General features: G+C 36.7%; 16 protein-coding genes. 8 read left to right on the top strand and 8 right to left on the bottom strand.

All coding sequences use genetic code 11. From position 1 onward, the window contains the following. Positions 1-62: 62 nt before the first annotated feature. Positions 63-3395 carry a transglutaminase family protein gene (locus tag L2586_RS00850; protein ID WP_235290864.1) on the bottom strand — a complete coding sequence of 1111 codons (3333 nt, stop codon included), beginning with the start codon at positions 3393-3395 and terminating at the stop codon, positions 63-65. A 173-nt stretch (positions 3396-3568) separates the two neighbouring features. Here L2586_RS00850 and L2586_RS00855 point away from each other — a divergent pair, with 173 nt between their 5' ends. The 5 genes from L2586_RS00855 (at position 3569) to L2586_RS00875 (ending at position 7859) form a co-directional block, all read left to right on the top strand. After that, positions 3569-5020 (top strand): circularly permuted type 2 ATP-grasp protein, encoded by a 1452-nt coding sequence (locus L2586_RS00855; protein ID WP_235290865.1) that lies wholly within the window; start codon positions 3569-3571, stop codon positions 5018-5020. Between the two features lie 3 nt (positions 5021-5023). Next, entirely contained in the window at positions 5024-5956 is a 933-nt protein-coding gene (locus tag L2586_RS00860) for an alpha-E domain-containing protein (protein WP_235290866.1), read from the top strand. Between the two features lie 33 nt (positions 5957-5989). After that, a complete protein-coding gene (locus tag L2586_RS00865) occupies positions 5990-6751 on the top strand; it encodes a peptidase (RefSeq protein WP_235290867.1) in 762 nt (253 codons plus the stop codon). 98 nt (positions 6752-6849) lie between these two features. After that, complete coding sequence (locus tag L2586_RS00870; protein WP_235290868.1) at positions 6850-7188, top strand: hypothetical protein; 339 nt, start codon at positions 6850-6852, stop codon at positions 7186-7188. 92 nt (positions 7189-7280) lie between these two features. Then, entirely contained in the window at positions 7281-7859 is a 579-nt protein-coding gene (locus L2586_RS00875; protein ID WP_235290869.1) for a hypothetical protein, read from the top strand. A gap of 91 nt (positions 7860-7950) precedes the next feature. On the opposite strand, the gene ppk2 is transcribed toward L2586_RS00875, so the two are convergent. Together ppk2 and L2586_RS00885 are read right to left on the bottom strand one after the other, a co-directional pair. Beyond that, on the bottom strand, positions 7951-8754 hold the full coding sequence (ppk2, locus tag L2586_RS00880) for a polyphosphate kinase 2 (RefSeq protein WP_235290870.1): 804 nt from the start codon (positions 8752-8754) through the stop codon (positions 7951-7953). A gap of 163 nt (positions 8755-8917) precedes the next feature. After that, on the bottom strand, positions 8918-10186 hold the full coding sequence (locus tag L2586_RS00885) for a serine hydrolase domain-containing protein (protein ID WP_235290871.1): 1269 nt from the start codon (positions 10184-10186) through the stop codon (positions 8918-8920). A 350-nt stretch (positions 10187-10536) separates the two neighbouring features. Between L2586_RS00885 and L2586_RS00890 the strand changes: the two genes are divergently transcribed. Together L2586_RS00890 and L2586_RS00895 are read left to right on the top strand one after the other, a co-directional pair. Further along, complete coding sequence (locus L2586_RS00890) at positions 10537-13677, top strand: SusC/RagA family TonB-linked outer membrane protein (RefSeq protein ID WP_235290872.1); 3141 nt, start codon at positions 10537-10539, stop codon at positions 13675-13677. 18 nt (positions 13678-13695) lie between these two features. Next, positions 13696-15579: a RagB/SusD family nutrient uptake outer membrane protein gene (locus tag L2586_RS00895; protein ID WP_235290873.1), complete on the top strand. Its 1884-nt coding sequence runs from the start codon at positions 13696-13698 to the stop codon at positions 15577-15579. A 159-nt stretch (positions 15580-15738) separates the two neighbouring features. Here the strand turns inward: L2586_RS00895 and L2586_RS00900 are convergent, their stop codons facing one another. Genes L2586_RS00900 through L2586_RS00915 form a run of 4 tightly spaced genes read right to left on the bottom strand, consistent with a single transcriptional unit; the run spans position 15739 to position 20497 of the window. Then, the gene (locus L2586_RS00900) at positions 15739-16713 is read right to left on the bottom strand and encodes a deoxyhypusine synthase family protein (protein WP_235290874.1); all 975 of its coding nucleotides are present in this window, start codon (positions 16711-16713) and stop codon (positions 15739-15741) included. Next, positions 16706-18232, bottom strand: coding sequence for a carbon-nitrogen hydrolase family protein (locus L2586_RS00905; protein ID WP_235290875.1), 1527 nt, complete (start codon positions 18230-18232; stop codon positions 16706-16708). The genes L2586_RS00900 and L2586_RS00905 overlap by 8 nt, the downstream gene beginning before the upstream one ends. 1 nt (position 18233) lies before the next feature. After that, on the bottom strand, positions 18234-19082 hold the full coding sequence (gene speB, locus L2586_RS00910) for an agmatinase (protein WP_235290876.1): 849 nt from the start codon (positions 19080-19082) through the stop codon (positions 18234-18236). A gap of 2 nt (positions 19083-19084) precedes the next feature. Beyond that, positions 19085-20497 (bottom strand): type III PLP-dependent enzyme domain-containing protein, encoded by a 1413-nt coding sequence (locus L2586_RS00915; protein ID WP_235290877.1) that lies wholly within the window; start codon positions 20495-20497, stop codon positions 19085-19087. A gap of 475 nt (positions 20498-20972) precedes the next feature. On the opposite strand from L2586_RS00915, the gene L2586_RS00920 reads away from it, so the two are divergent. Continuing rightward, positions 20973-21269, top strand: a complete 297-nt coding sequence (locus L2586_RS00920; protein ID WP_235290878.1) for an HPF/RaiA family ribosome-associated protein — start codon at positions 20973-20975, stop codon at positions 21267-21269. Positions 21270-21342: 73 nt separating this feature from the next. On the opposite strand, the gene L2586_RS00925 is transcribed toward L2586_RS00920, so the two are convergent. Further along, entirely contained in the window at positions 21343-21789 is a 447-nt protein-coding gene (locus tag L2586_RS00925; RefSeq protein WP_235290879.1) for a ferritin-like domain-containing protein, read from the bottom strand. Positions 21790-21805 lie beyond the last annotated feature (16 nt).

Here is a 21805-nt window from a genome sequence, read left to right on the forward strand (position 1 = left end):
GTGAGAGATCTAACATCGCTTGGAGCACTGTCAGATCAGAATGTGCTGTCAGATCGATACCATCACCCTCTCCTCAAATCCAATGTATGCGGAAACTCCTTACTCACCGGGATTTGTTTTACTTCTATTTTTTCCTTTATATCCTTATTTACAACAACATAGCTTCTAGTAGGCGCATCTAAATTACTCGGGTTCTCAATCTTCGCTTCCGATTTCGGTGAATGATTGAAGTCCCAAAATCTAGTTGTCCGTCTTGATTCCGCCTCCAGACTATTCACTGGAAAAGTATCATAACTTCGACCTCCAGGATGCATAACATGGTAAGTACAACCACCGATAGACCTAGCATTCCAAGTATCATAAATGTCAAAGACCAAAGGTGAATTCACATCGATCGTAGGGTGTAATGCAGAATAAGGCGCCCATGCTTTATATCTTACAGAGGCTACATATTTTCCATTATAAGGCGTATTAACAAGCGGAACTTCTACTGAATTACACAATACCTTGTAGCGTTCATGATTGAAGTTCTCAACAACCACTTCTATGCGTTCTACAGAAGAATCAACATATCTAGAAGTACCTGAACTCGTCATCTCCTCTCCAAGTACAATCCACGGCTCGATTGCTGAACGAAGTTTGAGATTTACACCTTGAACATTAACTTGTCCGATCATCGGAAACCTAAACTCAAGAAATGGCTCAAACCATTCTTTTTCGAAAGCAATTCCAGCGGCATTTAGATAATCGACAACTTCATGAATATCTTCTTGTATAAAATGATGCATCATCCACCTGCTATGAAGGTCGGTGCCCCAATGAATAAGCTTATTCTTATATGGATTTTTCCAAAATGCCGCAATTAATGATCTTATCAACAATAACTGCACAATATTCATCTCCTTGTGCGGTGGCATATCGAAACCTCGTAATTCTAAGATGCCTAATCTTCCCGTGGAAGAATCCGGGCTATATAATTTGTCAATGCAAAATTCTGATCTATGTGTATTTCCAGTTAAATCTGTAAGCAAATTCCGCAGTAAGCGATCGACCATCCAGAATGGAGGATTTTCATGTTTTTCTAGCTCTGCAAATGCAATTTCCAACTCATAAATATTGTCTGGTCTTCCTTCATCCACTCGAGGCGCTTGACTTGTAGGCCCTATGAAGGCGGAAGAAAACAAATAAGAAAGGGATGGATGATTCTGCCAGAAAGCTAACATTGACCTTAATAAATCTGGACGTCGTAGCATCGGACTATCTGCAGGCGAAACTCCACCTAATGTAATGTGATTTCCTCCTCCAGTTCCGGTGTGCTTCCCATCTAACATAAACTTATTCGTCCCAAGGCCGATTTCTCGTGCTTCACTGAAGAGCGTGTTGTAGATGTCTAATAACTCCGGCCAAGAATTGGCTGGATGAACATTGACCTCGATTACTCCAGGATCAGGTGTTACCGCTAATTTCTGGATATGTTTGTTAAATGGTGGCTGATAACCTTCTATGATAACAGGCATTTCTAATTTCTGAGCACAATACTCAATGCTATAAATGAGATCTAGAAATGCATTGATCTCCTCGAGTGGTGGTAGAAATAAATGCAAATTTCCACTCACTACCTGCGCGCACATTGCCGTCTTGAAAACCTTCTCGGTTAGTGCGGGATTTGGGTTTTTACTTCTAGTAGTAATGGTCTTTAGAATGTCCTCCTTTTCAAGTAAGACCGTTTCAGTATTTAATGGATCAGCAGGTACTTCTATATTTTCTACACTTTCAGACTTAATTGAAATTCGATCTAAAGGTAGGCGATATCCTATTTCTGAATTACCAGGAATTAAGAATAATTTTTCTCTTTCAAATTCCCACTCGCATGAAATCCACTTGTTTTTATCTAGATCCCATTGCAAGGGAAGAACAGAACCATCTGCATCGTCTAACCCTTTTTTAAGTAAATTTTCTAAGGTTTTTCTTTCCAGACTTTGGTCCTTCATATCTTTTAAGTCCACAGGCAGATTGGCCTTAGACCAGAGATAATAGTATTTGTCCTCGTAAGCTGGCATGGCACTGCTTTTCGCTAAGCCGAGACTGGCTGTCAATGCCTCCATAAACTTGCCTGCGTCACTGCTTTTCAGTTTGCCTTCTGTATTGGGGTCACCGATTAATTTGTCGTTAGACCAAAGTGCTTTTCCGTCTTTTTTCCAATAAATCGAATATTGCCATCTTGGAACTGGTTCGCCAGGATACCATTTCCCTTGACCAAAATGAAGTAATGTTTTCTTGGCAAATTTTTCCTTTAGTTCATGTGCCAATTTTAGAGCTAGAACTCGCTTGTCTTTTCCGTCTGCTTCCGTATTCCATTGCTCCGATTCCATATCTGCATCTGAAACAAAGGTTGGCTCCCCTCCCATTGTCAGTCTGACATCACCTTCCGTGAGTATCTTGTCCACTTCGAAACCTAAATGATGGATTTTTTCTATTTGGTGATCGGTATATGGCTTTGTAACTCTTGGCGTCTCGTAGATTCTTTCTACTGAATTCGCGAAGTCAAATTTAACTGTTGTTACCTCTGTTGCTCCAGTGATAGGTGATGCACTAGAATAGTGTGGCGTACACGCTAGGGGAATGTGACCTTCACCGGCAAATAATCCACTCGTAGCATCTAGTCCGATCCAGCCAGCTCCAGGTATAAATATCTCCACCCAAGCATGTAAGTCTGTAAAATCTTCTTCTGGTCCTGATGGTCCCGTTACTGATTTTTCATCAGCTTTTAGTTGCACCAAGTAACCAGATACAAACCTTGCAGCAAGTCCAAAGTGTCTAGCTAACATTACAAACAACCAAGCAAAATCACGACAAGAACCTAATTTCTTACGGAGTGTTTCTTCTGCCGACTGCACACCAGGCTCCATTCTTACGGTATAATCCAATAAGTTATAAATATGCATGTTCAAGGAAACAAGAAAGTCAACAATTGACTGCCCTTTGTACTTCTGACATTGTTCAAAAAGAGCCAGTAAAAGCGGCTCACTTTCTGTAATTTCTAGATATGGACGAAGCTCTTGTTTGGTAATATCATCATAGTCGAATGGAAAAGTCTCCGCACTTTCTTCTACAAAAAAGTCAAATGGGTTTACCGAAACGAGTTCAGCGAGGACTTCTACATTGATTTCAAGACTAGATATTTTCTCTGGAAAGACAACTCTTGCCTGATAATTACCGAATGGATCTTGCATCCAATTGATAAAATGACCTTCAGGCTTTATATTTAAGGAGTATCCAGAAATCTTAGTTCTTGAATGTGCAGCAGGCCTTAATCTAATGATCTGAGGCCACACCTTTATAGGGCGATCGTATGTGTATTTAGTATTATGTCTTATAGCTACTTGGATTCCCATGATGTTTTTGCTTAAAACATGAAAGTTAACAAAGATTATCTTATCTTTCAACTGTGATCACTTCATAGTAACTGTTGAGTCAGGATAATTTTTGATGCAATTCCTTATTGCATCGTAGACCAGCCGTGTATTCTTAGAAAATTTTAGCTGATAATAGATGATTAAAATAAAATATGAATAGTATTCTAGAGAATTATGAAGTAAAGGATAACACTTTTGATGAAGTGATAATGGAATTGAAGAAGAAAAATTCCTATTACCATGGTGTTATGGATAAGTTTAGTGAAATGGAGAAGAATGAATTCAAGTCTCTGAATGAAGCAGCTAAATTATCTTTTTTAAACCAAGGCGTAACTTATGCGCTGTATACTAAAGAGAAGAGTGAAGAGCAGATCTTTCCATTCGATCTGGTTCCAAGAATAATTAATCATGATGAATGGGAGGTGCTCGAAAGAGGAGTCATTCAGCGGAATACAGCATTGAATATGTTTATTCACGATGTGTACAATGATGGCAAGATACTAAAGGATAAAGTGGTCCCTGCTGAGCTGATAAAAAGTTCGGTTCATTATTGTAAATCAATGGAAGGCTTCTCGCCTCCTAAGAATATATATTGCCATATTTCGGGAACAGATCTAATCAGACATTCGGATGGAAATTACTACATCTTAGAAGATAATCTAAGGAGTCCTTCAGGCGTGAGCTATGTATTGATTAATCGTCAAGCCATGACCAGAGTGATTCCCAAAATATTTAATAATACACCCGTAGAGGCTGTTTCTGATTATTGCGAAGAATTGCTGAAGGCATTGTGGGGCGTTGCTAACAAGCCATTAGGCGAGATATTTTGTGCATTATTGACTCCAGGCGCTTATAATTCTGCTTACTTTGAACATACTTATTTAGCTCAGAAAATGGGCATCGAATTAGTAGAAGGGCGAGATTTATTTGTTGAAAATGATAAAGTTTATTTGAAAACAATCGGTAAGAAGATTCAAGTAGATGTGCTGTATCGGAGAATTGACGATGCTTATTTGGACCCAGAAGTCTTTAAAGCAGATTCTATGTTGGGTGTTCCTGGTTTAATGAGAGCTTACCTAAAAGGTAATATTACCATTGTGAATGCACCAGGGACAGGGATTTCGGATGATAAAGCGGTCTGTGCATTTGTGCCAGATATGATCAAGTATTACTTAGATGAGGAACCGATTTTGAATAATGTTCCAACGTATATTTGTGAAAAGCCAGAAGAGCTAAAATATGTCCTTGAGAATATTGAGAAATTAGTGGTGAAACCTGTAGATCTTTCAGGAGGATATGGCGTATGCATTTGTGACCAAATGAGTAAAGCGGAACTGGATGTATTAAAAGAAAAAATAAAAGCTAATCCACGTGAATTCATTGCTCAGCCAAAAATGATGCTAAGTACACATTCTACTTTCATCGAAGAAAGTGAGCAATTCGAGGCAAGACACATTGACCTCAGAACTTTTACATTAATGGGGGGCGATAAGCCTTTCGTCTTAAAAGGTGGATTGACCAGAACAGCACTTACTAAAGGAAGTTTGATCGTTAATTCATCACAAGGTGGAGGATCAAAGGATACTTGGGTTATAAAAGAATAAAATATGTTAGCAAGAGTTGCAGAGAGTTTATATTGGATCGGTAGAAACCTAGAAAGAGCGGAGCATTGCTCGAGATTTCTTAAGGTTCAATACTTCAGTACTTTAGATTCTCCGATGTTAAGTAATCGTGATTTTACTTTGAGGTCCATTATGTTTATGGCGGGCACTAATTATCAAGTACAAGGAGAATTACACGAGAAAGACATGTGGAAGAATGTCATATTCGATATTAATAATCCGAATACGATATTTAGCATTATCAAGAATGCTAGAGAAAATGCTAGGAGTATACGGAACTCTTTATCCATGGAAATCTGGGAATCGATTAACAAGCTTTATTTGCTTTGTTCAAGTTACGAGGAATATAAATTTTCTTCAGGAGCCTTATTTAAGTTTTCTGAAGAAATGAAAAGTAACATATCTGTTATAAAGTCTAATGTTACGAATACCATTTTGCAGGATGATATCTATCATTTTATTACGATGGGGATTTTTGTAGAACGGTCAATGCAAGTACTTAGAATCGTTAGAAATAAAATTTCTGATTGGGTAATTTTAAGTAATGACGGGGAGAATAAGGCCCTGGTTTCGTATCAATGGACGATTTTGTTGAAGTCCTTGGAGGCTTTTGATATTTACAATACGTTACATCCTGGAAAGAAATCGAGGGAAACGATATTTAAATTAGTTTTTACGAATCCATTATTTCCAAGATCCGTAGATTATTCATTAAGTCACCTCCAGAAAAGTATTGCTGCAATTAGTGTTAGGCCGGAAGGATATGATTTGTTAATTAAAAACTTAACCGATGAGATGAATGCTATTTCTCTTTTTGATGGTTTTGACGATGAGGATTTAGTCGTTCAGCATGTCAATGAAAACTATGAACGTATTGCTAAAATTCATAATGATCTGCATAACATCTACTTTAAATGATTAAGTTTGTATTAAGAAAATTTTAAAACTCAAATGACATACTGCTTAGGAATTCGTGTTCGTGAAGGATTGGTTGCGCTAGCTGATACGAGAATCACTTCTGGAACGGAAACCACAACTGCTAAGAAGATTTCTCTTCACACCAATGAACATGGAACCGTTTTTTTAATGACTTCTGGATTGCGATCAGTTCGTGATAAAGCTGTTACTTATTTTGAGGAAATCCTTGAAAAGGATGGACATAAGTATGATAAAATGTACAATGTCGCGAATGCATTTGGGACACAACTCAGAAGAGTAGCGAAAGAAGATAAAGAAGCGCTTACTTCGTCAGGATTGCACTTTAATTTATTCGGAATTGTGGGAGGTAAATTGTCAGCGGATACTGAACCAAAGTTATACTTGCTTTACCCTGAAGGCAACTGGATCGAAATCGGAACGGCAACGCCATTTACCATAATCGGGAATTCTGGCTATGGGAAACCTATTCTGAATCGGGTTTTGAATTATGAGTCCAGCTTGAGATTTGCTTTAAAAACTGGTTTTTTATCCTTTGATTCGACGAGAGTAAGTGCGAGTGATGTGGGTTTTCCGATCGATGTGATAATCTTAAAAGCAGAGACTGGTGAGATTATTGAGAAACGATTTGAAGAAAAAGACTTACAAGATATTTCACGAACATGGGGGGATAAATTGAGTCAGATCATCAAAGAAATTCCTGAAGGTTGGATCGATGAGATCAATACCTTGTCTGATAATAGGGACGATGAGATGTTTATTAGTTTGCAGCAGTAGTGGTACGAAATTTGGGTACTAACTCTAAATAGATAGATATGAACCAATTTTCATTTGATATAATACAATTAAAACCAACCTATATAATTTAAAGTAATATGAAAAGATTAATGTGCCTCCTAGTTTTTGGATTGTTAGCAATTAGCAATATTTCTGCTCAGACGATCTCTAAAGCTTATTTCTCATCTGACAGTGGAATTATGATTCCATTAGACAAGCCGATAGCTGAAAAATATGAAATAGATATTTCTTCTTATAATTGGAGTGAGGATAATGCCAAAGATTCTGCTAAATATTTTGATGACCAATCTGATTTAATTTCAATAGAAGTAGATTTTGCGAATTCAAAGTTTATCCTAATACTTGACCTTACAGCTGAAGAGAGTAAAAATTGGGATATGAAAAAATGGAATGACCACCTTAGAAGCATACTTTAAATCCCTAAAATCAAAACAAAATGAAACTTAAATTTATAATAGCAATATTTTTAACAGCATGTTTTGTTGATATTGCTCTCGCGCAAACCACTTTGCCTCTACCACCTCAATCTAGCACATACACAGGACAAACAAGAGGATATTGGTTTACAGCACCAAGTGATTTTGAAATTACTTCAATTGGCGTACCTACAGATGCCAGCACTGATAATCAAAGTGTAGCCATAATAACTCTAAATGTCCCACCACCTGATTTCTCCTTAAGTACATTAGATTATACTGTTGAATTTTTAGCGCAGGATGTTCCAGGAGTTGCCCCAATATCTGTTAATGTTCCGATTACTGCTGGTACCATGGTAGGTATTTTAGGTAGTCGTGGTGCGAATTCAATCAATTCATATGGAACACCGAGTCCATATAATACTACATTGTTAGGTAATCCGGTTTCGTTAAGTAGATTACTAATGCAAAATGATCTTCAGACGGTCTTTCCCTTTGCTGTATCTGGTGAACCTGGACCTTTTGATTTTGGACGTGTTAATATAACGGTAGCATCATTAAATTCTGTACCGACTCTGTCCGAATGGAGCTTAATAATCTGTGGTCTAATTATGTTAAGCATTGGTGTTGTTGTACTAAAACAAAGATATCGGTCTACAAAGTTAGCGTAAGTAACTTTTAAAATATATTTATTAAGCCTAGAGAATTTTTTCTAGGCTTTTTTTATTTCCATTCAGTCAGAATAAATGATTCGTATAGATTTTACAAATTAGGCGTTTTATATACTTCTACCGCCCCGTCATCTGGTAGCTTCACTTCTAGAGACTTATCCGCGTAATCATAAAGCGATAATATGTAACGCATCGCTTGGATTCGCATGTATTCTCTTTCTTCCCCTTTGACGATTACCCAAGGACTTTTGTCCGTATTTGTTCTTTCGAACATAGCTAATTTATACTTGGTAAAGTCTGACCATTTGTCCTGAGCAGCGAGGTCCACAGGGCTCACTTTCCATCTTTCTAATGGTGAATCCATCCGTTTCTGAATTCTATTTTTCTGAGCGATACTGTCTATTGAAAACCAAAATTTGACAATTTTCATCCCATCATCCACAAGCATTTCTTCGAGATCCGTTACTTGTTTCATGAATAGTTCATATTGACTTTTAGTGCAGAAACCCATCGCAGGTTCTACGACAGCTCGATTATACCAACTCCTATCAAAGAAAATCATTTCACCTGCATTCGGAAGTCTTTTCAGGTAGCGCTGAAAGTACCATTGCCTCTTTTCAAGTGCAGTAGGTTTCTTTAGTGCTACCATACGATAGGACTGAGGATTAAGGAACTGAGTGAACCGGGCAATGGCTGCTCCTTTCCCGGCAGTATCACGACCTTCGAAAAGTATCGCTAGTCGTAATTTTTCATCATTTATGTGCTTCTGAAGTTTTAGTAATTCAGATTGTAGCAGAAAAAGCTCGTCAATAAATTTTTCATTGACATTATAATAATTACGGATATCCATAGAATAATTAAATACAAATCCTTGTTGAAATAAAACATTGGGCATTATTCAACTTCAATGTTTCAGTTTTATCAAATCAACTTATAAAAATAATTAAAACATTTCTAAACCGCTTAAATCTTTTGTTAACGATTTAGTTAAAATTTCTAATGTTTGTCCGCTTTTATCAAAGTTGAAATTTGCCGTAAGATGTGGGCAAATTAAGTCATCATTTAAAAGAGTAAACGGCTTTTCGAAAAGCTCGGTGCAGCCCAATTTGATCATAAGGCATCAATTGAACAAAAAGTACAACAGTCATCTCATTCACGGGATCCACCCAGAACAAAGTACTCGCTGCTCCATCCCAGAAAAATTCACCTACTTCACCCATATTTTCATCTTCAGATATCGGAGGAGCTAAGCGAACAGCAAAGTCTATTCCGAATCCAACTTGGCCCCTTTTTGGAAGCCAAGAACGTTCTGTAATGGTATCTGATAGATGGTTTGTAGACATTAATTCTACAGTCTCAGGTTTTAAAATTGTAGTGTGACCATAAGTACCATTATTCAGTAACATCTGTGCAAATTTCATATAATCATCGATGGTAGAGGTAAGACCTGAACCTCCACGTGTGAGCGGCCATTTATGAACATAATTAGAATGCGCCTGTTCGTCTGGAACTCTGGATAGAACTCCGTCTTGGCTTCGGTTATACATAGCGGAAAATCGGCTTCGATCTTCGTCTGGAATGAAATATCTAGTTTCATCCATTCCTAAAGGGGCAAGAACATTCATTCTTACGTATTCCCCATAAGGTATTCCTGAAATGCGCTCTACTAGAAAGGCCTGAACATCCACACTAGATCCATACTCCCATTGTGATCCAGGATGAAATAATAAAGGCGTGGCTCCTATTTTTATAGCCATTTCAGTTAATGTGTTTTCTCGATTAAGTGCATCTGCATTCTTAACCAGTTCGCCTAAACCAGAATTTCCAGGGCCTGCGAATCCAGTGGTATGCCGTGTTATATCCCGGATAGTAATTTCCCGATTCACCTGTTCTGTTAAAATTTGACCATTACCGGCCACACCTTTATATACGGTCATGTTTTCGAATTCTGGAGCGTAATTACTTAGTGGTTCATCTAATTGAAACTTTCCATCTTCGTGCAAAGTCATCAGTGCTGTTCCTGTGATGGGTTTCGTCATGGAATAAATCTGTACAATGGTTTTTCGGTCAAATGGAGTTTTATTTTCTCTATCAGCGAACCCGAAATGGTTGTAATAAACTTCCTTTCCTTTTTCAATAATAAGGGCTGATCCGCCAGCTATATCTCCAGCGGTAACAAAAGACTGAATTGTACTATCGATTTTTGACTGGACTTCTAGTGTTATCAGTTGGTTTGTGCTAGAAACAGCAGAATATTGTTTCGAGGTCTTCTTGCAACTCAATATTAGAATTGCTACAATAAGAAATAAGGTCTGTTTTTTTAACATGTAGAGTTATAATTAGAATTTAAAAATGGTTTGACTATGATAGCAATTGAACAATTTCTAATCTTAAGTAAATATTAAATGTTCCGAATTTCCTAAGGTCTGGATAATGATATTCTTTTTAATCCTTGATCTAATATAACAGACATCTTCTATTTAGCACTATACTATTATTTTCCCCCTAATTTAAGGTTGATAGCAAATTTGTCAATTTAAATAAAAGGTAAAAAAATATTGTAAAAATTAATACCGTAATGGATAAAAGGACGGAATTAAATTTTATATTTCGGCATTAATGCCCTTCATTAATACTTGAGAAATTTATTTATGACAAACTTTATCAAACAAAACAAATGAATCAAAAAATTACGAAAAAACATGAATGTGCTTTACCTTTTAAGTACAAATTACTCCATCTAAAAGGAATTTTTATCTTTCTACTTTTTGCTAATTTTATTAATGGACAAACGACCATAACAGGTTTAGTAACAGATTCAGAGTCAATTCCGCTTATTGGCGTCTCTGTTATTAATGATGCCGATGGAAACGGAACCATAACTGATATTGATGGGACTTATAGCATAGTTGTTGCAGAAGGGGCAACCACTTTGACTTTTTCTTATGTCGGTTATAAGCCATTCACAGCAGAAATAGGGAATGCTACTGTAATTAACCATACCATGGAAGTTGATGCGATCGGATTAGAAGAGGTCGTAGTAGTGGGTTATGGAACGGTTAAGAAGAAAGATCTCACGGGTGCGGTATCTCAGATAGATGCCGAACAACTTGAGAAGGAATCTACCGCTAATATTAGCGATATGTTAAGAGGAGCGCTACCAGGCTTGAATGTGGGATTCGGTATGGGGCCAAAAGGAATCTCTAGTGCAGAGAGCTTTCAAGTTAGAGGAGCAACAAACTTAAGAGGAGCAGCTGCAAATGCACCACTTATAGTTGTAGATGGAATGATCTACTCAGGTGACCTAGCGAACATTAATCCTAATGATATTGCAAAATTTGACATTCTAAAGGATGCATCTTCTGCAGCTATTTATGGATCTCGAGCTTCGAATGGAGTTATCCTTATCACCACGAAAAAAGGAAAAACAGGAAAGCCAACCATTAATCTTACATCAAGTGTAGGTTTTGTTGCTTTATCTGGTCAAGAAATTGATCCACTAACTGCAGATGAATTTATTGATTGGAGAATTGCTGGTTTCGAAAGTGCACAAAGAAACCAGGTTAATAATCCAGGGTATTACAATGATCCAAGAAGTCTTTCAGGTGTTTCTGTAGATGATTGGAAAACCTATGATGGGTCTTCAGCGAATGATGACTTAGTAGGTATTTGGTTAAATAGATTAGGATTTTCAGTAGTTGAAATTGCAAATTACAAAAATGGAGCTACAGAAGATTGGAAGTCTAGATCATATCAAAGTGGAATTAGAAATGATCATAACTTAAGTGTTTCAGGAGGAAGTGACAATGTAAGATATTATATGTCTATGGGATACACAAATAATGAAGGGCATGTGTATAACTCATCATGGGAAGCTTTAAGATCAAGATTAAACTTAGAAGCAGATATTACTAATTTCTTATCTGTAGGTGCTAATATCCAGTTTGCAGCTAAAGATGAATCTCCAATAAGTGCATCAACAAACCTAACGATGAATACGCCATATGCTTCTTTTTATGAAGAAGATGGAATAACAATCCGTGGTGCGCCGACTGGAAATACTTCTAGTTCAAGACACCCTTACTTAGGTCTAGAATATACAGATCGTTATTATAACAGGAATGCGCTTAATGCTAAGGTTTTTGGTGATATTAAGTTGCCATTTGGAATATCGTTTACCTCTGAATTTATTCCTGGGATAGTTTGGGATAGAAGATATGAACACAGATCGTCTAAAGAGCCGTTTGTGAATGATGGAGGCCGAGTACTTAGAAATAATTATAATTCTTACGAGTGGCAGATGAATAATATCTTAAGATGGGATAAGACATTTGGTATTCATAGATTCAATGTTACCATGCTTCAAAATGCTGAAAAATTCCAAAGATGGCAGGATGAAGTTGTTAGAAGTCAAATTCTACCAAGTGATGTATTAGGTTACCATGATATCGGTTCTGCAACAAATAATGTAAATATTTGGAGTGATGATGTATATGAAACAGGAACTGCTTTAATGGCAAGGCTTAACTATACGTTAAATGAAAAATACATGTTTACAGGATCCGTTAGACGAGATGGTTATTCTGCATTCGGACAACAAAATCCTACTGCAGACTTCGGATCATTAGCATTAGGATGGATCATTAGTGAGGAGAATTTTTTCAATTCAAATCTTATTGATTTCTTAAAGTTAAGACTTTCTTACGGTACAAATGGAAACAGATCTATCGGTAGATATGCTGCTCTTTCTGATTTAGCAACAGGTAATTATGTTCAGGTAATTAATGGAACACCAACATATGTTTCCCAGTTGTATTCAACTAGGTTAGCGAATTCGAATTTGAAATGGGAGAAAACAGCGGCTTATAACGGAGGTTTAGATTTTGCTATTGCTAACGGAAGAATTAGTGGTAATGTAGAAGCATACTACATGCAGACTACTGATTTACTAGTAAGTAGAAGTCTTCCAGATGTTACTGGTTATAATAATGTTACAGCCAATTTAGGGCAAGTAGATAATAGAGGTTTTGAGGTTTCATTAAATACGGTAAATATAGATAAGCCTAATTTTGATTGGAATACAAGCTTCTCAGTTGCTTTCAACAGAAATGAAATTGTCCACTTGTATGGTGACTTCGAAGATGTAGTAGATGATAATGGAAATGTAATCGGACAAAAAGAATCTGATGACGTTGCTAATGGCTGGTTTATCGGCCACGCGATAGATGAAATTTGGAATTACGAAGTACTAGGAATTTGGCAAGAAGAAGATAGAGAAGAAGCAGCGGAATATTCAAGATCACCTGGAGATTTCAAGATCAATGATACGAATGGAGATGGAGTTTATACGAATGAAGACAAAATCTTCCAAGGTTATGCGGATCCACTTTATAGAGTTTCATTCAGAAATGATTTTAGTTATAAGAATTGGGATCTTTCTGTAAAACTATATTCCTACTTAGGACATAAAGCAGCTAATAATCATAGGAAAAATGATGATGTGTTTTATGATAGAGCATCAGGTTACCAGGTTCCATATTGGACTCCAGAAAACCCACTAACAGAATGGGCTAGAGTAGAAAGTTTTTCTAGTGGATTTAGTGTATATGAAAATAACTCTTTTGTAAGAGTTGATAATGTTGCACTTTCATACAACGTTCCACAAGATCTTATTGCTAAGTTAGCTTTAGAGAGATTAAATGTTTCTTTTGTTATGCAGAATCCAACCGTTTGGGCGCCAAGCTGGACCTGGATGGATCCAGAGCAAAAAGGATACACACCATCTTTTTATACTTTCAAAATAAATGCTTCATTCTAACCAGGAAAAATTAAAATAATGAATCAAAAAATATATAATAAAATACGTACTCTAGTGTTTGTTTCACTTGCGGTGATTATATCATCTGTAAGTTGTAATAAAGATTATTTAACCCCGAAACCGCTGTCCTTTTTCGCACCTGAAAATGCGTTTATTGATGCGGCTGGTTTCGATGCAGCTTTGGTTGCATGTCTAAGAAATGTGAGACATGAGTTTTTCGGTGACGGAAATCCAATGATCACAGAATTAATATTTTCGGATGTAGCGATAGAAGGCACGACGGATAAGACAGGTCCAGCAATGGATCTTCCAGCGCAAATTCTACCAGATGCATGTCTGAATAGTACGAACTGTAATCGGATAGGTTGGTTCTGGAATGAGAATTATCGGCGAATCAGATATGCGAGTGTCGTAGTAGCAAGAATTGATAATGCGGAATATACAGATGAGGCAGAACGTAACCATGTACTGGGTAAGGCTTATTTTCACATTGCGCGAACTTATTACAGATTAGTACACCAGTTTGGTGATGTGCCTTTAGTTTTAGGAGAAACTACTTCACCTAAATTAGATTTTAATACAGTTTCTAGAGAAAGTATCTTAAGAAAATGCAAGCGGGACCTTGAATTTGCTGCTAAATGGGTGAAACCAGAAGCAGAACAAGGTGTAATAGGAGATGTTACACAAGCTGCGGCTTATCATATTCTTACGAAAGTGAACCTAGCATTAGGAGAATTTGATGATGCGATCGCTTCGGCTTCTGCAATTATCGATGATGGAGCATATGCTTTAATGACGGAAAGATTTGGTGTGGATGCAGGTGATGATACGAAAGATGTAATTTGGGATTTACACCAAGTTCAGAATAAAGCCTTACCTGAAAATACAGAAAGACTGTATGCAATGATCGCAAGAGAAGGATTCGAAGAAGATGGAAATAGCTTATCAAGTATGATGAGACAGAATGTTCCTTTTTATGGTAACAATATTAATACACCAAGTGGTAAGAAAGGAACGAGTGATAATCCTTTAGGAACTGCAGGAGTTGAAATAGATTTAGTTACTAGATATGGTAGAGGAATCGGAAGATGTAGAGCGACACCCTATAGCCATACGGAGATATGGAATGGAGAAGAAAATGACCTTAGACATAAAAAAGGGAATTGGATAGAAATGGAGGATCTTGTATATAATCACCCAACATTAAGAGAAGATGGTGATGAGTTCTATGGTAAGAACTTACAATTTAGAAGTGATGATGGACAAATCTTAGTATCAGATTCTATTAGAAGCTGGTACGGATGGCCTGCTTACAAATTATATGTTCCAGATCCAAATTCTACTAAACCAGCTGGTGGAAGAGGAGATTGGTATCTATATAGACTTGCTGAAACGTACTTATTAAGAGCTGAAGCTCACTACTGGAAAGGTAATAATAGTGCAGCAATGGAAGATATTAATAAGATCAGAAATAGAGCAGGCGCTGCATCTTTAGAAATAGGAGATGTAAATATGGGAGCTATTCTAGATGAAAGAGCAAGAGAGCTTTATTATGAAGAACCTAGAAAAACAGAGCTTACTAGAATTGCTTATATCTATGCACAAACTGGTAAAGCAGCGGATAATGGAAAAACGTATAGTATGGACAACTTTTCTGAAAACAACTTTTGGTATGATAGAGTTATAGAAAAGAACGCTTATTATAGAGAAAATGTGGTTGCACCGCATTATACTTATAGAGCAGCTCCACATATTGTACTATGGCCAATCCCAGCAGCGGCTATTAATTCTAATACACAAGGAACCATTAATCAAAATGCAGGTTACCCTAGTTTTAAAGGGACTATAGAACCATGGGTTTGGAAAGATGGAGATGGTGAAGGAGAAATCGTTCCTAACTAGTAGAAATTAGGAATCGAAATTTTCAATATAGGAATTTATAAGGAAATCAATCTACCGCATGAAGTGGTAGATTGATTTTTTTTATGTCTTATTGTATTTTTTGTTTTGTATCGAAATTGTAATGAAGCACTCTATAAAATAGAACTATGACATTTAAGATTACCAATCCAGTAACCAAGCAAATACCAATGGCGCAACTATAGTAGCATCACTTTCTATGATAAACTTCGGTGTATCAATATGTAACTTACCCCAAGTAATCTTTTCATTCGGAACAGCTCCTGAATATGAACCATAACTCGTCGTGCTATCAGAAATCTGACAAAAGTACGACCATACAGGAATTGAATCTAGTCCTAAATCTTGGTGTAACATTGGCACAACACAAATCGGAAAGTCTCCAGCTATACCTCCTCCTATCTGAAAGAATCCAACACCTTTATCAGTTGCATTATCCTGATACCACTGAGCTAGGTACATCATATATTCAATACCACTTTTCATGGTAGAAGGTTTTAATTTCCCTTCGATGCAGTAAGAAGCGAAAAAATTACCACAGGTGCTATCTTCCCAACCTGGAACGATGATCGGCAAGTTCTTTTCTGCAGCTGCAAGTAACCATGAGTGCTTTGGGTCGATCTGGTATTTATCTTCTAGTTCTCCACTAAGAAGAATCTGGTAAAAATACTCGTAAGGGAAATATCTTTCTCCGTTATCATCCGCTTTTTTCCAAGCTTCGAACAAGTGTTCTTCTATTCTACGCATTGCCTCTGCCTCTGGAATACAAGTATCCGTCACTCGATTAAAGTGATTGTTAAGCAGTTCTAATTCTTCCTCTGGTGATAAATCTCTATAATTAGGTACTCTTTTATAGTGATCATGGGCAACAAGATTAAAAACATCTTCCTCTAGATTCGCACCTGTACAAGTAATAATCTGAACCTTATCTTGTCTGATCATTTCCGCTAATGAAAGCCCAAGTTCTGCAGTACTCATCGCACCTGCAAGCGTTATCATCATTTTATGACCATTCGCTAATTGTTCTTCATAAGCTTTTGCAGCATCTACTAATGCTGCAGCATTAAAATGTCTATAATGGTGCTCTATAAAGTTTGAAATGGGTCCTTTACTCATGATTAAGTTTTTTTAATTCAAATAAATCTTTTCTTCTATCTTTTAAATTTCTAACCGCTCCGAACTGATGAAGCTCTCGTAGTAGATCGATATCTACATCTGCAATTAATATCATTTCGGTATTCGGTGTCGCTTCTGCTTTGATACCATTCGCTGGAAAAGCAAAATCACAAGGTGTGAAAACCATGGACTGTGCAAACTGGATATCCATATTGTGCACCTTCGGTAAATTCCCCACACTACCAGCAATGGCCACGTAACATTCATTTTCTATAGCTCTTGCACGGGCACAATTTCTGACTCTAGAGTATCCGTTTTGTGTATCGGTTAAGAATGGGACGAACAAGATATCCATTCCTTCATCTGCTAATATTCTACTTAATTCTGGGAATTCAGAATCGTAGCAAATTAATATTCCTATTTTCCCACAATCCGTGTCAAATGCCTGTATTTTCGATCCGCCTTGCATTCCCCATACTTTAGCTTCATCAGGGGTAACATGAATTTTCTCGTATCGGGCTATTGTTCCATCTCGTCTGCAAAGGTATCCTACATTGTATAATTTCCCATCTACTATCTCAGGCATACTTCCCGTAATAATATTGATGTTATAGCTGATACTTAGTTCTGAAAATTTAGCAACAAGTGACTCAGAATGATTAGCAAGTTCTCTGATTGCATTCGGTTCACTGAGATGGTTGTTAGATGCCATCAATGGCGCCATGAAAAACTCTGGAAACAAGGCAAAATCAGAACGATAACCAGAAAGGGCATCTACGAAAAATTCAGCCTGTTGCATTAATCCATCGAGGTCATTGTAGATACGCATTTGCCATTGAACAAGACCTAGTCTTACTATTTTCTTCTTTGTGGCAGCTTTAGTTTGCGGTTTTTCATAATAAATATTATCCCATTCCATTAGGACTGCAAACTTTCCAGATTCGTTATCTTTCGGTAAATATCCCTTCATGATTTTAGATGGGTGGAAATCATTAGATATCTGGAAATTAAGAACAGGATCGTTGATTTCTTTAAGCTTAACTTTCTCTATGTATTGCTTAGGATTTAATTCATTAGCATATTTGTGGTAATTCGGGATTCTTCCTCCGAAAGCGATTCCTCTGAGGTTAAGCTTTTCGCATAACTCTTTCCGATAATCATACAATCTTCGGCCTATTCGTAGCCCTCTGAATTCTGGTCGAATGAAAACATCGATTCCATACATGATGTCTCCTTCTGGATTATGTGTGCTGAAGGTGTAATTGCCAGTTATGATATCATAGGTGTGATTCGAGTCGAATAACTCATAATCCACTATGATTGCTAACGCTACTCCTGCTAATTTGCCATCGACTTTGATAACAACTTGCCCTTCCGGAAATTTTTCTAGAAGACTGAGAATTTGTTTTTCTTCCCATATTTCTTCTGGCATGCCTTCATATGATGCACGCATAGCAACGCGAAGCTCTTTATAGTCTTCTCGTTTTAGGTATTCTAGTTTGATCTTATCGATCTCCATTTTAGTTTTTAAATTTGTATGAAAGCATTTTGTAATAAAGCTTAGCCGCTAAAAATTGCGGAGCTTTCATTCCCTTTATTGGTGCTAATTCTACAATGTCGAAGCCGACGATATTGCGAACAGCAAACGTTTTACGTATAATACCTATAACTTGCTCCCAATTCATTCCTCCAGGTTCTGGTGTGCCCGTCGCTGGCATAATGGAAGAATCAAAAGCATCTAAATCTACTGTGATGTAAACATTGTCTGTCATTTTAGAAACGACCTCTGGAATCCAATCAAGACTTCCTGCAATCTCGTGACCATACCAAGTCTTTCTGCGATCCATAAATTGCTTTTCATCCACATCCATTGAACGAATTCCTACCTGTAGCAAATTACAATTTTGACCAGCATCATATACCGCACAGGCGTGATTGTATGGTGTGCCGCCATATTGCGGTCGCTGGTCCGCATGAGCATCGATCTGTAAGACAGTTAAGTCCTCGAATTGCTCATAAAAAGCTTTTATGATTCCGATACTAATGCTATGTTCTCCTCCGAAAAAAGTAAGAAATTTCTTATCCTTTAGTAGTTGAACAGTATTGTTGTAAGTCCATTGGTACATATCTTCTGGACTGTTAAATTCTGGAGCATTTTCAAGCATGTGAATACCTTCTAGATAGACTTCACTGTCCGTTTCTATGTCATAGAGCTCCATGTTTTCCGCTGCATCGAGAAAAGCTTCGAAGCCATTATTGGCACCCTTTCCCCATGTGCTTGTACCGTCATAATTGATAGATTGCAGCCATATTTTAGCGGTTTCTTTATTGGCAAATTCTTCTGGAATGCCCGCGAATGTTTTTTCCATAATTACTTATTATAGCCTAGTATTTCGAGCATCTCTTCTACGGTTTGCTCATTCCGATAAACTTCATCTACAAAGTTTCCTTTTTCATCTCTATCTATGATGATCAATTTAGGAGCTGGAATAAGACAGTGCTTGATTCCTCCGTATCCACTGATAGAATCTTGATAAGCCCCAGTATGGAAAAAGCCAACATACAATGGTTCCTCATCATCTGAGCTATACTTAGGAAGCATCAGCTGTTGATTCATATCTTCCGAATTATAATAATCGGAGTGATCACAACTTATTCCACCGATACTCACTCTGGAATATTCATTCTTCCACTTATTTATCGGTAACAAGATGAACTTTTCAAAGATAGACCATGCATCTGGAATCGTATTCATCAGGCTATTGTCTACCATGTACCATAACTCTGCATCATTTTGCTGCTTTTGTTCAAGCACTTGGAAGATGATAGCTCCACTTTCACCAACGGTGTATTTTCCGAATTCAGTAAAAATATCTGGTTCTTCTATATCTGCTTCCACGCATGCCGCCTTAATATTTCCTACAAGCTCACCGATGATGTACTCATAGTCGTATTCGAATCCTAGATTATTTCTAATAGGAAATCCACCTCCTAAGTCTAGCGCTTTAAGTTCTGGTGCTACTTGCTTTAATTCTACAAATAGTTTCATTGCCTTCTGAAATTCACCCCAGTAGTACATGTTATCCTTAATACCAGAATCGATAAAGAAGTGGAACATCTTAAGATTAAGCGATTCATCGTTTTGGATTTCCTCTTTATAGAAGTCAATGATTTCAGCTGCTCTAATTCCTAGCCTAGAGGTATAGTATGCAGACTGCGGTTCTTCATCAATCGCCATTCTGATACCAATTTTTAATGGCTTTTCGAGATCGTGGGCATATTTCTTAACACGCTTAATTTCAGATTTCGAATCTAGAACGAGGATGGAATTTTTGAATCCGTCCTTATTAAGCTTCGTGATTTTCTTTAAGTAGTCTTCCGTCTTATATCCATTGTGAACGATGATCGTGTTTTTATCGATCTCTCCTTCTTCATAGATTTTATATACGAGGTCAATGTCAAAAGAAGAGGAGGTCTCTAGATGAACTCCTTCCTGAACTGCTTTTTTTACAACGTGCGAAAAGTGGCAACATTTGGTACAATAGCAATAATAGTACTTGCCTTTATACTTATGTTTCTTAATCGCTCTATTGAATAGGTTACGTGCTCTTTTAATCTGTTCTCCTATTCTTGGGAGATACATTATCTTAAAAGGTGTACCGTATTTTTCAATCAGATACTTTAACGATACCCCATGAAATGTGAGGTAATCTTCTCTCAAGTCAAATCCTTCCTGCGGAAAATAATAACTCTGGTCTATTAAGTCGAAATATGTATTTTTCATCGGGGACAAATATCTTATAATTCTCTGTATTTGCTAGAGGCATATAGAAATTATTTTCCATATACTTAAGTATGATAACTCACTGAGGGAAGGTCTTTTTGAAGGTTTTTAGAAAATTCTATTTGTTTCAATTTTAGATTTGCCATTCCTGTAATTTTTTAAGTCAATTAATCGATCGTTTGTTCTTTTTTTTAAGGAGAAAAATTTTGTTATATATTTATTTAAATGTGGTGGATTTCCTAGTTCTAACCATGACTAAGTTGAGGATTTAAATAAAATTACACTCTATTTATTTTCGTATTTATCCTTCAAGTGTTATGTTGTAGGTATTAATTCATATTAATACAGTGTGTTGGTTATAAGAGAGCAATTTTCTGAAGAAATTAGAGCTATAAGTGTTATTGGATTATTAAGTTCTAACTTTTAACGAACAGTTCCCATGATAATCATGTTGTATTAAAAAATACAAGTGCATATGAAAATTATAATTGAATCCCCTTTTACGATTGATGAAGCTTCTGACCAGCAAATTCGGGAGAAATTGCATAGTTTAGAAGAATTTAAAATGAATATTACTCAGGTATTTCTTTATTTTAAAATTGACGATGGTGAAGCGAATAAAGTAGCGAATTGTGAAATCGAAATTCACTTGCCTGGACCAGTAATTTTTGCTTCTGATGCAAATAAAGATTTTATGAAATCATTCCATAGTGCTTTTACTAAAGCTAAGCGTCAATTTCTGAAAAGAAAGGAAGTGCTAAAGAGTAATTAGTCTCGCTAGAATTAATATATAAGACAAAAAAAAAGCCCTGATTCAGGGCTTTTTTTATATCTATTATATGGTATTAACCATACATTTCTTCTAATTCATCTACTCTTCTGAGTGTGTGTAAAACCGAGTTTCTTTGTGCTGTAATGATTCTTCTTATAGAATCAGGTAATTCACTATTTTCTAAGAATTCATTGTAATCTTTCAGACTTGCCTCTTCTCCATTTTCAATTTCTTCTAAAATAGCCTCTTCTTTATCAACTGCAAAGAATGTTTTGAAATTTATCCAAGCTCTGTGCAAGTCACCCATCGTACTCGTTCCTTTATCAATCTCTCCCTCCATCTCTCTTAGGATATCTTTAATCTGGTGGCCGAAATTATATCTTTGGCTTGCTTTTCCTCTGTACAAGGCTGCTAGAACCTGATTGTTTGTTTCTTCGGCTGCTTTTTTGAATCCTTTCTCAGCGTCATAATTTTTAGCTAATAAGTCATTCAGTCCGTCTATAATCTTTGATTCATTCATCTCTATAGTGTTTTTA

The sequence above is a fragment of the Portibacter lacus genome, assembly GCF_021533215.1.
Taxonomy (GTDB): Bacteria; Bacteroidota; Bacteroidia; order Chitinophagales; family Saprospiraceae; genus Portibacter; species Portibacter lacus.

What these genes read in the sequence shown, in the direction of transcription:
- L2586_RS00850 (WP_235290864.1), bottom strand. Translation starts at nt 3,395, where the DNA reads ATGGGAATCCAAGTAGCTATAAGACATAATACTAAATACACATACGAT.
- L2586_RS00855 (WP_235290865.1), top strand. Translation starts at nt 3,569, where the DNA reads ATGAATAGTATTCTAGAGAATTATGAAGTAAAGGATAACACTTTTGAT.
- L2586_RS00860 (WP_235290866.1), top strand. Translation starts at nt 5,024, where the DNA reads ATGTTAGCAAGAGTTGCAGAGAGTTTATATTGGATCGGTAGAAACCTA.
- L2586_RS00865 (WP_235290867.1), top strand. Translation starts at nt 5,990, where the DNA reads ATGACATACTGCTTAGGAATTCGTGTTCGTGAAGGATTGGTTGCGCTA.
- L2586_RS00870 (WP_235290868.1), top strand. Translation starts at nt 6,850, where the DNA reads ATGAAAAGATTAATGTGCCTCCTAGTTTTTGGATTGTTAGCAATTAGC.
- ppk2 (WP_235290870.1), bottom strand. Translation starts at nt 8,754, where the DNA reads ATGCCCAATGTTTTATTTCAACAAGGATTTGTATTTAATTATTCTATG.
- L2586_RS00885 (WP_235290871.1), bottom strand. Translation starts at nt 10,186, where the DNA reads ATGTTAAAAAAACAGACCTTATTTCTTATTGTAGCAATTCTAATATTG.
- L2586_RS00890 (WP_235290872.1), top strand. Translation starts at nt 10,537, where the DNA reads ATGAATCAAAAAATTACGAAAAAACATGAATGTGCTTTACCTTTTAAG.
- L2586_RS00895 (WP_235290873.1), top strand. Translation starts at nt 13,696, where the DNA reads ATGAATCAAAAAATATATAATAAAATACGTACTCTAGTGTTTGTTTCA.
- L2586_RS00900 (WP_235290874.1), bottom strand. Translation starts at nt 16,713, where the DNA reads ATGAGTAAAGGACCCATTTCAAACTTTATAGAGCACCATTATAGACAT.
- L2586_RS00905 (WP_235290875.1), bottom strand. Translation starts at nt 18,232, where the DNA reads ATGGAGATCGATAAGATCAAACTAGAATACCTAAAACGAGAAGACTAT.
- speB (WP_235290876.1), bottom strand. Translation starts at nt 19,082, where the DNA reads ATGGAAAAAACATTCGCGGGCATTCCAGAAGAATTTGCCAATAAAGAA.
- L2586_RS00915 (WP_235290877.1), bottom strand. Translation starts at nt 20,497, where the DNA reads ATGAAAAATACATATTTCGACTTAATAGACCAGAGTTATTATTTTCCG.
- L2586_RS00920 (WP_235290878.1), top strand. Translation starts at nt 20,973, where the DNA reads ATGAAAATTATAATTGAATCCCCTTTTACGATTGATGAAGCTTCTGAC.
- L2586_RS00925 (WP_235290879.1), bottom strand. Translation starts at nt 21,789, where the DNA reads ATGAATGAATCAAAGATTATAGACGGACTGAATGACTTATTAGCTAAA.